This window comes from Stutzerimonas xanthomarina DSM 18231 (assembly GCF_900129835.1).
Taxonomy (GTDB): Bacteria; Pseudomonadota; Gammaproteobacteria; order Pseudomonadales; family Pseudomonadaceae; genus Stutzerimonas; species Stutzerimonas xanthomarina.
On the sequence record NZ_FQXA01000001.1, the window covers coordinates 1 to 13,312 of the forward strand.

Annotated in this window: 12 protein-coding genes and 1 pseudogene; 4 read left to right on the forward strand and 9 right to left on the reverse strand. The window is 57.3% G+C overall.

What is annotated here, in order from left to right:
• Nucleotides 1-235 (forward strand): annotated as a pseudogene (locus tag BUE09_RS20535) (hypothetical protein); the annotation flags it as partial.
• 211 nt (nucleotides 236-446) lie between these two features.
• Here the strand turns inward: BUE09_RS20535 and msrQ are convergent.
• The 6 genes from msrQ to BUE09_RS00035 all read right to left on the reverse strand — a co-directional run bounded on the left by msrQ (nucleotide 447) and on the right by BUE09_RS00035 (nucleotide 6,417).
• Nucleotides 447-1,085: a protein-methionine-sulfoxide reductase heme-binding subunit MsrQ gene (gene msrQ, locus BUE09_RS00010; RefSeq protein WP_073298691.1), complete on the reverse strand. Its 639-nt coding sequence runs from the start codon at nucleotides 1,083-1,085 to the stop codon at nucleotides 447-449.
• The gene (gene msrP / locus BUE09_RS00015) at nucleotides 1,085-2,092 is read right to left on the reverse strand and encodes a protein-methionine-sulfoxide reductase catalytic subunit MsrP (protein WP_073298692.1); all 1,008 of its coding nucleotides are present in this window, start codon (nucleotides 2,090-2,092) and stop codon (nucleotides 1,085-1,087) included. The genes msrQ and msrP overlap by 1 nt, the downstream gene beginning before the upstream one ends.
• A gap of 60 nt (nucleotides 2,093-2,152) precedes the next feature.
• On the reverse strand, nucleotides 2,153-2,986 hold the full coding sequence (pssA, locus tag BUE09_RS00020; RefSeq protein WP_073298693.1) for a CDP-diacylglycerol--serine O-phosphatidyltransferase: 834 nt from the start codon (nucleotides 2,984-2,986) through the stop codon (nucleotides 2,153-2,155).
• Between the two features lie 149 nt (nucleotides 2,987-3,135).
• On the reverse strand, nucleotides 3,136-4,152 hold the full coding sequence (gene ilvC / locus BUE09_RS00025) for a ketol-acid reductoisomerase (RefSeq protein WP_019342704.1): 1,017 nt from the start codon (nucleotides 4,150-4,152) through the stop codon (nucleotides 3,136-3,138).
• Nucleotides 4,153-4,198: 46 nt separating this feature from the next.
• The gene (ilvN, locus tag BUE09_RS00030) at nucleotides 4,199-4,690 is read right to left on the reverse strand and encodes an acetolactate synthase small subunit (protein WP_073298694.1); all 492 of its coding nucleotides are present in this window, start codon (nucleotides 4,688-4,690) and stop codon (nucleotides 4,199-4,201) included.
• Between the two features lie 2 nt (nucleotides 4,691-4,692).
• Nucleotides 4,693-6,417 carry an acetolactate synthase 3 large subunit gene (locus tag BUE09_RS00035; protein ID WP_073298695.1) on the reverse strand — a complete coding sequence of 575 codons (1,725 nt, stop codon included), beginning with the start codon at nucleotides 6,415-6,417 and terminating at the stop codon, nucleotides 4,693-4,695.
• A gap of 403 nt (nucleotides 6,418-6,820) precedes the next feature.
• On the opposite strand from BUE09_RS00035, the gene BUE09_RS00040 reads away from it, so the two are divergent.
• Nucleotides 6,821-7,252 carry a DUF4124 domain-containing protein gene (locus tag BUE09_RS00040; protein WP_073298696.1) on the forward strand — a complete coding sequence of 144 codons (432 nt, stop codon included), beginning with the start codon at nucleotides 6,821-6,823 and terminating at the stop codon, nucleotides 7,250-7,252.
• Nucleotides 7,253-7,290: 38 nt separating this feature from the next.
• Here the strand turns inward: BUE09_RS00040 and BUE09_RS00045 are convergent, their stop codons facing one another.
• Genes BUE09_RS00045 through mrcB form a run of 3 tightly spaced genes read right to left on the reverse strand, consistent with a single transcriptional unit; the run spans nucleotide 7,291 to nucleotide 10,703 of the window.
• A complete protein-coding gene (locus tag BUE09_RS00045) occupies nucleotides 7,291-7,623 on the reverse strand; it encodes a YqcC family protein (RefSeq protein ID WP_073298697.1) in 333 nt (110 codons plus the stop codon).
• The gene (locus BUE09_RS00050; RefSeq protein ID WP_073299449.1) at nucleotides 7,623-8,336 is read right to left on the reverse strand and encodes a tetratricopeptide repeat protein; all 714 of its coding nucleotides are present in this window, start codon (nucleotides 8,334-8,336) and stop codon (nucleotides 7,623-7,625) included. Before BUE09_RS00050 ends, BUE09_RS00045 begins: the two co-directional genes overlap by 1 nt.
• Before the next feature lie 54 nt (nucleotides 8,337-8,390).
• Nucleotides 8,391-10,703, reverse strand: coding sequence for a penicillin-binding protein 1B (gene mrcB, locus BUE09_RS00055; RefSeq protein WP_073298698.1), 2,313 nt, complete (start codon nucleotides 10,701-10,703; stop codon nucleotides 8,391-8,393).
• A 156-nt stretch (nucleotides 10,704-10,859) separates the two neighbouring features.
• Here mrcB and BUE09_RS00060 point away from each other — a divergent pair, with 156 nt between their 5' ends.
• Nucleotides 10,860-12,422, forward strand: coding sequence for a bifunctional aminoglycoside phosphotransferase/ATP-binding protein (locus BUE09_RS00060; protein WP_073298699.1), 1,563 nt, complete (start codon nucleotides 10,860-10,862; stop codon nucleotides 12,420-12,422).
• Nucleotides 12,423-12,556: 134 nt separating this feature from the next.
• Entirely contained in the window at nucleotides 12,557-13,309 is a 753-nt protein-coding gene (locus BUE09_RS00065; protein WP_073298700.1) for a class I SAM-dependent methyltransferase, read from the forward strand.
• Nucleotides 13,310-13,312: the final 3 nt, after the last annotated feature.

Sequence of the window (13,312 nt, forward strand, 5' to 3'; positions counted from 1 at the left end):
TGATAATCTTGCTGACTACCAGTCTTACCTCACAAGCACCCACACGAATTGCTTGATTCAGTTGTTAAAGAGCGTTTCGATCAAGTCTTTCGTCTCAACCGAGGCCGCGCATTCTACAGCAGCCTTGTGTCTCGTCAAGCTGTTTTTGAAGAAGTTTTTCTTTCTTCTCAACCGCTTGCGTTTCCGATCAACCCAGCGTCTCTCGTTAGCGGGAGGCGAATCATACAGCGTCTAAAACCGCTGTCAACCACCTCTTTCAACCGCTTCCGATCAACCTGACCGAAGCTGCCAACAGCGCGAAACCACCACCCTGCCAGCCCGGCGCATTCTACTCGAATTCGCCGTCCGTGCAAGCCCTTAATTTTGCTAACTTCTTGATTTTCAAGAGGTTTAGCCAAAGGCCTGCGCCGGAGAAGGTGCGCATTATAGGCACTCAGAAACTCACGTCAACCGTTGTTTTCCGCTTTCTTCGCTGTTTGTTCATCACGCCATTTCGCACTGATTCGCACCAGTCTTCTTTCGATAGCTGGCACACGTGCAGCAAGCAGAATGGCTGCGACTGTTGCGTAGAGGCTCCACTGGCCAACATCGGACCTCACGACCCAAAGCATATGAAGCAATACGACCAGTAGAGTCGGGTAGACAATGCGGTGCAGCTTCTTCCAGCGCTTACCAAGCTTACGCATGCTCCAGCGCGTCGAGGTCATTGCTAGCGTCAACAATCCCATCAGAGCAATGGCACCCACAGCTATGTAAGGACGCTCAACCAACTCAGCAGCGAAGTCGCTGAATTCCAAACCCAATAGGAAATATAGATAAGCAGCTAAGTGAAGCGAGGCGTAACCGAATGCCCACAGCCCGATCTGCCGTCGAAACGCGATCCAGCCGGACCATCCGGTCAGGGATCGTAGAGGCGTCATTGCCATTGAGCATAGAAGAAGGAACAACGCACCCTGTCCAAGATTATCAACCAACACTTTGCCCGGATCCGGTCCTAACGCGGCGGCCGCAGCGAGATAGAGCCAATAGCATGGCACGCTGGCGACACAGCAAAAAAGCAGCAACCTCCACCAGGGATAGCGCATCAATAGTTCTTTCTCAAATCCATCCCTGCATACAAGTGCGCGACCTCTTTCTCGTATCCATTGAACATCTGAGTCTCTCGCACATTCGGGCTAAACAGGCTCCCTGGCAAGCGTCGCTCACGTGCTTGAGACCAGCGAGGGTGGGAAACGTTGGGATTGACGTTAGCGTAGAAACCATATTCTTGAGGAGCCATCGATTCCCACGTAGTCGCAGGTTGCTCACGAACGAAACTGATCCGAACGATAGACTTGATGCTTTTGAATCCATACTTCCAGGGCACCACAAGGCGCAATGGCGCGCCATTCTGGTTTGGCAACACGCGTCCGTACATCCCTACAGCGATCAAGCTCAGCGGATGCATGGCCTCGTCCATTCTCAAACCTTCGACATAGGGCCAATCGATGAGAGAAAACCCAGTACGCATGCCAGGCATTTGCTCGGGGCGCGCCAAGGTTTCAAAGCGGACATATTTAGCGTCGGTAGTGGGCTCCAACCGAGTGATTAAATCAGCCAGAGAAACGCCAAGCCAAGGTATAACCATTGACCAGGCCTCGACGCAACGCAGGCGGTAGATTCGCTCTTCAAGCGCGGAATCCGAAACAAGATCTTCGATCGAGTACTTTCCCGGCTTCGCCACTTCTCCATCTACTGTTACAACCCAAGGCTCAGTAACAAGCTGCGACGCATGCCGCGCCGGATCGCCTTTATTCGGCCCGAACTCGTAGAAATTGTTGTAATGCGTAGCGTCAGGATAAGGGGTGATGGCTTCGTTTTTAACCGTGACCGCGCCCCAATTTGCTTGACGTAGCTTTTCGTCAAACCACGCGGAAGCCTTAGCCCGCTCCACGTCTGCGTAGCGAGGGTTGGCTTGAGCGAACGCAGGCAGCCCAGCGGCCGCAGCGGAGAAAGCTGCTCCTTGCATGAACCGACGGCGATTCAGATAGAGCGCTTCGGGAGTTACCTCTGATTCGAGACAATCACTGCGACGCGGCGTTCTGATAAGCATGATGTGCTCCGCTGTCTGAGGCTATATGAAGAAGCACTAGACAGCGGATCATTTCAAAAATCAACTTTCGGCGCGTTTGCGGCGACGCATCAGAAACTGTACCGGTCCAGAAATGGCATAGGCGAGGAAGATCAGAAGCAAAATACGCGGCGGATCACTGAACACCACGGCAAACACCAGGACTACGATCAGTATCGCCACAAAGGGCACCCGCCCTTTCAGATCGAGATCCTTGAAGCTGTAGTACTTGATGTTGCTGACCATCAGCAGGCCCGCAGCAGCAACCAGCAGCGCAAACAACATGATCACCGCCAGCGGCAGATCGAGACCGCGAATTCCCGGCTCATCAAGCGCCCAAACTGCCCAGACCGAGCCAGCCACAACCCCCGCAGCCGCGGGACTTGCCAGGCCAATGAACCACTTTTTGTCCACTTTGCCTATTTGAGTATTGAAACGCGCAAGTCGCAAGGCTGCACAGGCGACGTAAATAAAGGCTACAGTCAACCCGACATTTCCAAGGCTGGACAGCGCCCACTGATAAGCGAGTATCGCTGGCGCCAGACCGAAAGCGACCATATCCGATAGCGAATCATACTCCGCACCGAATGCGCTCTGGGTATTGGTCAGACGCGCAACCCGGCCATCCAGACTATCAAGCACCATAGCGACAAAGACTGTAGCAGCAGCGACATAGAAGTTGCCGTTGATAGCCGTGACGATGCAGAAAAAACCGGCAAACAGATTGGCCGTAGTGAATAGGTTGGGGAGCAGATAGATGCCCCGATGGCGAACCTTACGACCTTCGGCGTCCTGACTTTCTTCGATGTGCTCATCGATCGGCAGAAGGCTTTCAGGTTCGGTGGGTTTGTTCGGCTCTTCGGGAAGCTCACTCATGCAAATTCACCTTGCAGCAGGTTTGAATAATTTCGACAGACCATGGCACGACGGGTTCACCCTCGGCCAAGGATCGGTTTATACCAGAGACACGCGGCCATAATGAAAAAACGCGGCCTAGGCCGCGTTCTTTCAGGTAAAAACGGATATCAGTTCTTGCTCTTGTCGACAATCTTGTTGGCGGCGATCCACGGCATCATGGAGCGAAGCTGCTCACCGACCACTTCGATGCCATGTGCAGCGTTGTTACGGCGATAAGCTGTCATCGAAGGATAGTTCGCAGCGCCTTCGGTGATGAACATCTTGGCGTATTCACCGTCCTGAATGCGCTTCAGAGCATTACGCATCGCGGCGCGGGATTCCGCGTTGATAACCTCCGGACCTGTCACGTATTCGCCATACTCAGCGTTGTTGGAGATCGAGTAGTTCATGTTGGCGATACCGCCCTCGAACATCAGGTCGACGATCAGCTTCAACTCGTGCAAGCACTCGAAATAAGCCATCTCCGGCGCGTATCCAGCCTCCACAAGTGTCTCAAAACCGGCCTTGACCAACTCGACGCAACCACCGCACAGAACAGCTTGCTCGCCGAACAGGTCGGTTTCGGTCTCGTCCTTGAAAGTGGTTTCGATGATGCCGGTACGGCCACCACCGACGCCCGACGCGTACGAGAGCGCGACGTTCTTGGCGTTACCGGAGGCGTCCTGGTAGATGGCGATCAGATCAGGAATGCCACCGCCCTTGACGAACTCGGAGCGAACGGTATGACCCGGCGCCTTCGGTGCAATCATGATCACATCGAGATCCGCACGCGGCACGACTTGGTTGTAATGGATGGAGAAACCGTGCGCGAAAGCCAGCGTAGCGCCCTTCTTCAGGTTCGGCTCGATCTCGTCGCGGTACAGACGGCCCTGGAATTCGTCGGGCGTGAGGATCATAACGACATCAGCGGCGGCAACGGCGGCAGACACGTTATCCACTTTCAAACCATGGGCTTCGGCTTTGGCGACCGACGGGGAGCCGGCACGCAGGCCAACGGTTACGTCTACGCCGGAATCTTTAAGATTGCATGCGTGTGCGTGGCCCTGGGAGCCGTAGCCGATGACAGCGACTTTCTTGCCCTGAATGATGGAGAGATCGCAATCTTTATCGTAAAAAACTTTCATGGAATTACCCCTGTTGCTGGCCGATCGGGCCATTCGATAAGTCGTATTAGATGCTCAGTACTTTGTCGCCACGGGAAATACCCGTAACGCCACTGCGCACCACTTCCAGGATCGATGCCGTACCGATGGCCTGGATGAAACTGTCCAGCTTGTCGGTCGTGCCGGCCAACTGGATGGTGTAGACATTGGAGGTCACGTCGACGATCTGCCCACGGAAGATGTCGGTAGTACGCTTGACCTCGGCGCGCTGTGCTCCGGTTGCCTTCACCTTGATCAACATGAGTTCACGCTCGATGTGAGCGCTTTCGGACAGGTCAACCAGTTTGACAACCTCGACCAGCTTGTTGAGATTCTTGGTGATCTGCTCGATTACCTCCTCGTGACCCACCGTCGTCAGCGTCAGCCGCGAAAGCGTCGGGTCTTCGGTCGGTGCGACGGTGAGGCTTTCGATGTTGTAGTTGCGCTGCGAAAACAGTCCGACCACACGGGACAACGCACCAGGTTCGTTTTCCATCAGCAGAGAAATGATGTGTCTCATGATCAAGTCCGCTCCGTCTTGCTGAGCCACATGTCGCGCATGGTGCCGTCTTTAATCTGCATCGGGTAGACGTGCTCGCTGGTATCGACTGCGATATCCAGAAAGACCAGGCGATCTTTCATGGCAAAGGCCTCTTCCAGCTTCGGCTTCAGGTCTTTCAGCTCGGTGATGCGCATTCCAACATGCCCGTACGCCTCCACCAGTTTGACGAAGTCCGGCAGCGATTCCATGTATGAGTGCGAGTGGCGGCTGTTGTACATCATGTCCTGCCATTGGCGAACCATGCCGAGCGCACCATTGTTCAGGTTAACGATTTTGACTGGCAAGTCGAACTGCAGACAGGTCGACAGCTCCTGGATGTTCATCTGGATACTTCCCTCGCCAGTAACACAGGCGACATCGGCATCCGGGAAATTTAGTTTGGCGCCCATCGCAGCCGGGAAGCCGAAGCCCATGGTGCCCAGGCCACCGGAGTTGAGCCAGCGATTGGGCTTGTCGAACCGGTAATACTGCGCTGCGAACATCTGATGCTGACCAACGTCCGAAGCCACATACGCATCGCCCTTGGTCACCTCACACAGGGTTTCGATAACAGCCTGTGGCTTGATGATGGTGCCGTTACCCTTGTCGTAAGGGAATAAGCCACGGTTGCCGCGCCACTCCTCGATCTGCTTCCACCAGCTGGCAACAGTCTCGGCGTTGGGTGCCTGACCGATCTCCTTGACGATTGCCACCATCTCGGTGAGCACGCTGTCGACCGGGCCCACAATCGGGATGTCCGCCTTGATGGTTTTGGAAATCGACGCCGGATCGATATCGATGTGAATGATCTTGGCGTTCGGGCAGAACTTCGTTGCGCCGTTGATCACACGGTCATCGAAGCGCGCTCCCACAGCCAGAATGACATCGGAATGATGCATCGCCAGGTTGGCTGTGTAACTTCCGTGCATACCCAGCATGCCGACGAACTGGCGGTCGCTGCCTGGATAGCAGCCCAAACCCATGAGCGTGTTGGTGACCGGAAGATTGAGCATCTTGGCGAGTTCAGTCAGTTGTGAAGAAGCGCCGCCCATGATCACGCCGCCACCGGCATAGATGATTGGACGCTTGGCCGCCAGCAGGAGCTCGGCCGCCTTGCGAATCTGCCCGGAATGGCCGCGAACAGCCGGACTGTATGAGCGCAGCTTGGCTTTTTTCGGATAGACGTACTCGAACTTTTCCGCAGGGTTGGTCATGTCCTTCGGAATGTCGACGACCACCGGGCCGGGACGCCCAGATTGGGCCAGGTAAAACGCTTTCTTCATCACATCGGGAATTTCCGAAGGATGTTTGATCATGAAGCTGTGCTTAACGATGGGGCGGGAAATGCCGATCATATCGGTTTCCTGGAACGCATCGGTGCCGACCATATTGCTGGCAACCTGCCCCGATATGACGACCATCGGGATTGAGTCCATATAGGCCGTTGCGATACCGGTGATGGCATTGGTCGCGCCCGGGCCGGAGGTGACCAGCACTACACCGGCCTTACCGGTGGCACGCGCATAGCCATCGGCCATGTGGGTGGCAGCCTGCTCATGACGGACAAGGATATGCGTGACTTCCTTTTCCTTGAACAGCGCATCATAGATGTGCAGCAAGGCGCCGCCCGGATAGCCGTAGATGTACTTAACGCCTTCGTCGCGCAAGAAGCGGACGACCATTTCAGCGCCGGATAAAAGTTCCACGTTATTCACCTCTAGAACGCCAGATAGCCGCTCCGCGTCGGACCGGCCAGAATTAGGTTTACTACTAAGCAGTGCATGAGCGACGGTGGTCGCCGACTACGTCAGCTACTGTCAAAGCGAGTACTAGGGAAGCCCCAAAGTGTTGCGGGGCGCCCCTCCCAGCGCGAGGTAACGCGTTGCGGATGTTGCAGGTCGGCGCGGGTATGCACCTCATGATTGAGCGAAAGGCTCGCTTGCGGCGGCCTCTCAGAACAGCAAGCATGGAATTGTTCGGATTAGGCTTGTTCAAGTCAAGCCTGCTGTTGCCCTTCGGCTGCATTCAGCTGTGATCCAGCGCAGAATGAAGCCCCCTGTCTTTTGCGTATAGTACCGGCTTGGTTTTGCATCCACTGAAGGGAAAAGCATGCGTTTGACCATTCTCGCAGGCGGACTGCTGCTTGCACTGAGCAGCAGCATCATGGCCGGCCAGGTTTACAAGTGGGTCGATGCTGACGGCGTTACACATTTCGGAGCACAGCCACCGCAAGGCCAGCAGGCCGAAACGCTCAATACGGCCATAGCCCCGCCGAAGCCAACCGTGACTGAAAACGCCGCGCCAGAATTATCAGGCGAGGCCGAGCAGCGCGACATTGACCGCAAAGTAAAACGTCAGGTCGCAAAGCAGGAAGCCGAGCGGCAACGCTATTGCACGACTTTGCGCACCAACCTGGCGCAACTGCAGAACAATCCTCGCGTGCGCGTAGAAGAAGAAGGCGGCATCCGGCGCCTGAATGAAGAAGAACGCCAGGCGCGTATTGGCGAAACCCAACAGAAGATCGCCGATAGCTGTAACTGAACGCAGCAACCAACACCAGCCTATATGGCCGGTGTTGCTTAGCCTCGACCCACACTGATCAATCGATCGAAGGTTTCAAGCGTCTCAAACAGCCCGGCCATTCGCTGCGGCTGATGCTGATAAACCATGTGGGCCATCGCCAGAATCCCCGACACGGTTGGCAACGGTTGGTCGTGCTCCAGAATGTGTTTCATGCGCGGCAGAAAAATCCACTGCAACCACTGATCGAACGCCAGTGTATCGACGCAAAACGGCTCCTGACTGGCGAGCGACTCTGGCGCAGGCGGCGAAGATGTCCAAACTCCAAGCGCTCGAAGCTCGCGCTCGATCAACAGCAACTGGTCAGCCAATGCTGGCACTCGATCATCCATCACATCGAGACCTTGGCACGCTCGCGCGCTTGTGCAGCGCCGGCAGCATTTCCCTGACGCTCACGTGCCTGCGCGATCAATTCCCAGAGACTTGCCTGCAGCGCTGGCCGGTCGCTAGCATAACTCAGCCCACGTCGAGACAGCTGTTCAGCCTGAATGGCATCGCCTTGCGCCAGGCGTACCTGAGCCAAACGATAGAGCACCTGAGGCTCGCGCGGGGCAATGCGCTGGGCACGCTCGAGACTGGAAGCAGCTCCGTTCAGGTCACCTCCGCCCTGTTGCTGCTGCGCTGTGGTAAGCAGTGCCAGCACCGGCCCATCAAGCTGTTCATCTGCTGACAAGATCCCACTATTCGACGGGATTCCGCTGGGCATTGGCTGTCGCTGCGCCGGCGCGGGCATTGGCGCAGACTGAGCAGGCGGCGTCCACTGACCAGCGCCACCAGCCGGCGGTTGCGCAGAGCTCCCAGAAAACGGGGCATCAGGCGCACCATAGGTTTGCAACGGCTCAGAGCTTTGCTGCGGCACCATCACCATCACGCCCGAGTCCGCTGGTACAGACTGCGCAGCAGTCGCAGGTGCATTAGCGCGGCGATTGGGCTGACGCGCCGAAACCTCCTCCGATACCGGCGCGCCCGAATCGACGACGGGAATTGCGCCGCGCTTGACCGACGCGCAGCCCGGCAGCAGTGCCGCCGCCACCAATACGATCATCCATTGCTTGCTCACAATTTAAACCTCTTGATAAACCAACCGGCCCGCTGCCTTCTATGGCAACCAGCCACGAACCCAATCCATGACCGATTCAGCCGGGGCCTGCAGGCCGCAACCTGCACCGGGAGCAGGCTCGCTTCCGCGGATATAAGGCATCTGGACGGCGCCGGGACAATTTTCCAGCGTCCCCTCGCCGGTTTGCGCGTCAACCCAGGCCATCGACACATTGTCCGGCATGGGCATCTGCAGCGGTAATGGATCGGCGCGACGCATGAAGTCTGCCCATACCTGCAATGCGCCCGTGGCACCGGTCAACGATGTCTTGCCATTGTCATCGCGCCCCAACCAGACTACCGCCAGCAAATCCTGGCTGAAGCCAGCAAACCAGCTGTCACGCGAATCGTTGGTGGTACCGGTCTTGCCGGCCAGTGTCAGTGATTTCGGGACGTGATTGTAGACAGAACGCCCAGTCCCTTCGACCATCGCTCGCTGCATGGCGTATTGCGTCAGGTAGATAGCGCCAGGATCGAAACGCTGTTCGATCTTGAACGGATAGCGGCTAAGGGGTTCGCCATCGGCTGCAACGACACTGCGAATGGCCCGCAATGGAGTGTTAAAGCCACCATTAGCGATCGTTTGGTAGACCCCTGCCACTTCGATCGGGCGCAATCCGCCCGCGCCCAGCAGCATTGAGGGATAAGCCGGCCAGTCGGGCGACGCGCCCAGGCGCGCCAGCGTCTTGAGCACCTGTGGCACACCCAGATCCAGGCCAAGCCGCGCAGTCGACAGGTTGTAGGAGTTGGCCAGGGCCTGATAGAGATAGACGGTGCCATGAGCGGTACGTCCGTAGTTCTGTGGTTTCCAGACGTTGCCATCTGTCCCTTTGACGGAGAACGGCTCATCTTCCAGCAGGCTGGTCAGCGTATATTGGCTGGGCTTCTCCAGCGCAGCGAGGTAGATCGCCGGTTTGATCAGCGAGCCAATCGGACGTGATGCATCCAGCGCCCGGTTGAAACCGGCAAAGCCTGGATGACGACTGCCCAACATGGCTTGCAGTTCGCCAGTTTCCGGATTGGTGACCAGCATCGCGGCTTCAACGCCCTCTGCTGCCTTGCCCAGCCGCTTAAGCGTGTCTGTCATGGCTTTTTCGGCCTTGGACTGGATGATCGGGTCAAAGCTGGTGAAAACCCTAAGGCCTTCCTCAGTAAGGTCTTCGTCGCGATAATCCTCTCGCAACTGCCGCTTTACCAGATCGAGAAATGCCGGGTAAGAACTGTCAGCCAGACTGCCACGCTTCGTTACGCCAAGCGGCGCCTGCCTCGCCTGAGCAGCTTCCTCCGCGCTGACGACCTGCTGCTCAGCCAACAAATCGATGATCAGATTGCGTCGTTCCAAGGCGCGCTCAGGATGGCGGCGGGGATTGTAGTAGGTCGGCCCCTTGACCATGCCGACCAACAGAGCCACATGTTGCAGCTTGAGCTCTGCCAGTGGTCGTCCAAAAAAATACTGGCTCGCCAAACCGAAGCCATGAATGGCGCGACGACCGTCCTGACCAAGAAAGACCTCGTTCAGGTACGCCTCGAGGATTTCCGGCTTGTCATAGTGAAGTTCAAGCAGTACCGCCATCATGGCTTCGGTAGCTTTGCGGCTCAGGCTGCGCTCGTTGGTGAGGTAGAAGTTCTTCACCAACTGCTGCGTCAGTGTGCTGCCGCCCTGACGTACTTCCCCAGCGGTAAGGTTCACCCAGACGGCACGCGCAATGGACTTAGGTGACACGCCGAAATGATCGAAGAACTCCCGATCTTCGACCGCAACCAGAGTCTCCACCAGATACGGTGGCACTTGATCGAGCTTGATCAGAATGCGGTCTTCGTTGTGCGCGGGGTATAGCCCGCCCACAACCAGCGGCTCCAGACGCGCGACCGGCAGTTCGCCGCCGTCCATACGGACAAGCCCCGCGACGAAGTCCCCGGAAAAACGCACACGAATTCGCTGCGACTCTTCCACACCCTCATAGAAGCGGAAGCCGCGTGTATGCATTTCAACCGCATTACTGGCGACCGAAACTGTCCCCGGCCCGCTCACCGATTTTTCTCGGCGGTAGCCCAACGCATCGACCTCGGTAAGAAAGTCATCCTTATCGAGCTTCTGTCCGACAAACAGCTCCAGCGGCCTGGCGTAGACCGTCGCAGGGATCGTCCAGCGCTTGCCGGAGAATTTCTCCTGCACCACCGCATCGAGATACACCGCGACGCCAGCCAGCAGGACCAGTGCGACGATGGAGAGTTTGATAATCCAACCTAACCAGGGGCGAGAAGCACCGGAACGGCGTTTGGAGCGGGAGCGAGACGAGCGTGATTTAGTCATGGCGGCGCATTATACGCACTTTGATTTGCGCCGAAGACGGCCTCTTGGCGGTTTGCACGTCAACCCTGGATGGACATAATGGGGCGTTTTCCGACTGTGTGAACTGTCTCCCGAACGTGCTCACACACCCGTCCAACAAACCTCCAAGGAGTGACCGTGAGCCAAGCACTGATTGCTGCACTGCAGAATCCGGCCCTGTACCCTCACCCGGTCGACGGCTTCAAAGTCATCGAGACCCACATTTCCTGGGTCATCCTTACCGGTACGTACGCCTATAAGATGAAGAAACCGGTTGATTTCGGCTTCCTCAATTTCACCGACCTCGCCGCACGTAAACATTATTGCGAAGAAGAGCTACGCCTGAACCAGCGCATGGCGCCGGACCTGTACCTCCAGGTCCTGCCTGTCACCGGCAATGTCGAGCAACCGGAGATCGGTGGCAAAGGCGAGCCCATCGAATACCTGCTGCAAATGCGTGAGTTTCCACAAACGCAGCTGATGGCAGAGGTACAGGCGCGGGGTGAGTTGACGGACAATCACATCGATGCCCTCGCCGAGCAAATCGCCGAGTTCCACCTGAGCGTTCCGCAGGTGGCGGCCGACCATGCGCTGAACAGTGCCGAGGCGATAGTCGCGCCGATGCGGCAGAACTTCGAGCAGATTCGTCCTTTGCTCTCCGAACAAGCAGACCTGCAGCAACTCGATGCCCTGCTGGACTGGACAGAAACCAGCATTGCCCGCTTACAGCCATTGCTCGAGCAGCGCAGCCAGCAAGGTTTCATCCGTGAATGCCACGGCGATCTGCATTTGGGCAACGCAGCCATCATCGAAGACAGGGTGGTGCTGTTCGACTGTATCGAATTCAACGAGCCATTTCGCCTGATCGATATCGCTTCCGACGCAGCCTTCCTGGCAATGGACCTGGAAGATCGAGGATTGAAATGCCAGGCACGGCGCTTTATCAACGGCTGGCTGGAACGCACTGGCGACTACGCCGCACTTCCTCTGCTCAACCTCTACAAGGCGTATCGCGCGCTTGTTCGGGCCAAGGTCAGCCTGTTCCGATTGCACCAGGAAGAGGACGCTGTTCAGCGCCGAATCGTCCTGCGTCAGTATCGCGGCTACGCCAATCTGGCCGAGAGCTACAGCGCCATCCCCTCCCGCTTCCTTGCCATCACTCACGGCGTGTCGGCAGTTGGCAAAAGTCAGGTTGCACTGCGCCTGGTCGAGGCTCTGGGCGCGATCCGGATACGCTCGGATGTCGAACGCAAGCGACTCTACGGCCAGCAGGCAGAGTCACAAGCTTCCGAGCTAAACGCTGGCATTTACAACGCCGAGGCCGGCGATGCGACCTATAAGCGATTGCACTCGCTGGCCGAGACCGCGCTTAACGCAGGTTTCTCGGCGGTGATCGACGCGACCTATCTCAGACATCAGTATCGCCAGGCCGCCTGGCAGGTCGCAGAATCGACCGGTGTGCCCTTTGTGATTCTCAGCTGCGAGGCGCCCAACGCAGTCATCGAACAGTGGCTCACGCAGCGCCAGGCCGAGGGTGGCGATCCGTCCGATGCCACTATGGCGGTGATTAATGCTCAACAGTCATCTCGCGAGCCGCTAAGCGAGAGCGAGCAATTGCTGAACCGGCAGATCAGCACACCCGAGGCTGGAAGCCTCGACGCCTTGGTCAGTGCGATTCGCCAACGCCTGCCGGGCCTCTGATACTCAGACGCAAAAGCGTCACCCAGGCACCGCTAAGGGCAGAACCCGGCGGTGCTTCTATACTGAGCATGTCTGTCAGCGGAAGTCGGCCATGTCTCACAGTGTTCTGCCTTTGATTCCGCTGGACCGTTGCCATGGGTGATAGTGTCCAGCTCTTTTCGATTCGTCCTGACGATTACGCTCAGTTCCGCCCAACATATCCAAACAGCCTGTTCAAATGGCTCGCTGAACAGTGTCCGGCGACCCGCTGTGCGCTCGACGTTGCGGCCGGTAGCGGCCAAGCGACACGGCCATTGTTGGACCACTTCCACCGTGTTGTGGCGTGTGATGCCAGTTCTGATCAGCTGACCAGCAGTACCGATTGGCGACCTGCGGAGCGATTCGCCGGCCAGGCCGAGCAGTTACCGCTACGCAATGGCGTGGTCGATCTGATCGTCGTCGCACAGGCTTTGCACTGGTTCGCGACGCCTGCCTTCTTTGCCGAAGCGAAGCGGGTGCTGTCAGCAGATGGCCTGTTCTGCGCGTGGTGCTACAGCTTGCTTCGTATCGAACCGTCGCTGGATGCCGTAATCGGGCAGCTGCACGACGAAGCCCTAAGCGGGTACTGGCCACAGGGACGCGCCAGCGTTGATGCGGGTTACCGAGATATCCAGGCGCCATTCGAAACCTTCCAACCGCCCGCATTTGCTATCGAGGTCCACTGGAACCTGTCGCAGCTGCTTGGCTACCTGCGGACGTGGTCGGCCGTGAAGCGGTGGCAGCAAACCCATGGTCGGGATCCGGTGACGCAGCTGGAACCTGAGTTCAGAGGTGTGTGGGGAAACCCAGAACTGCAACGTCGGGTTCGCTGGCCGCTTCACTTCATCGCTGGCTACCCAGGCCGATAGGAG

Coding starts and splice junctions, on each gene's coding strand:
- BUE09_RS00045 (WP_073298697.1), bottom strand. CDS start 7,623: ATGGATGATCGAGTGCCAGCATTGGCTGACCAGTTGCTGTTGATCGAG.
- msrP (WP_073298692.1), bottom strand. CDS start 2,092: ATGCTTATCAGAACGCCGCGTCGCAGTGATTGTCTCGAATCAGAGGTA.
- ilvN (WP_073298694.1), bottom strand. CDS start 4,690: ATGAGACACATCATTTCTCTGCTGATGGAAAACGAACCTGGTGCGTTG.
- BUE09_RS00050 (WP_073299449.1), bottom strand. CDS start 8,336: ATGATCGTATTGGTGGCGGCGGCACTGCTGCCGGGCTGCGCGTCGGTC.
- BUE09_RS00065 (WP_073298700.1), top strand. CDS start 12,557: ATGGGTGATAGTGTCCAGCTCTTTTCGATTCGTCCTGACGATTACGCT.
- msrQ (WP_073298691.1), bottom strand. CDS start 1,085: ATGCGCTATCCCTGGTGGAGGTTGCTGCTTTTTTGCTGTGTCGCCAGC.
- mrcB (WP_073298698.1), bottom strand. CDS start 10,703: ATGACTAAATCACGCTCGTCTCGCTCCCGCTCCAAACGCCGTTCCGGT.
- ilvC (WP_019342704.1), bottom strand. CDS start 4,152: ATGAAAGTTTTTTACGATAAAGATTGCGATCTCTCCATCATTCAGGGC.
- pssA (WP_073298693.1), bottom strand. CDS start 2,986: ATGAGTGAGCTTCCCGAAGAGCCGAACAAACCCACCGAACCTGAAAGC.
- BUE09_RS00040 (WP_073298696.1), top strand. CDS start 6,821: ATGCGTTTGACCATTCTCGCAGGCGGACTGCTGCTTGCACTGAGCAGC.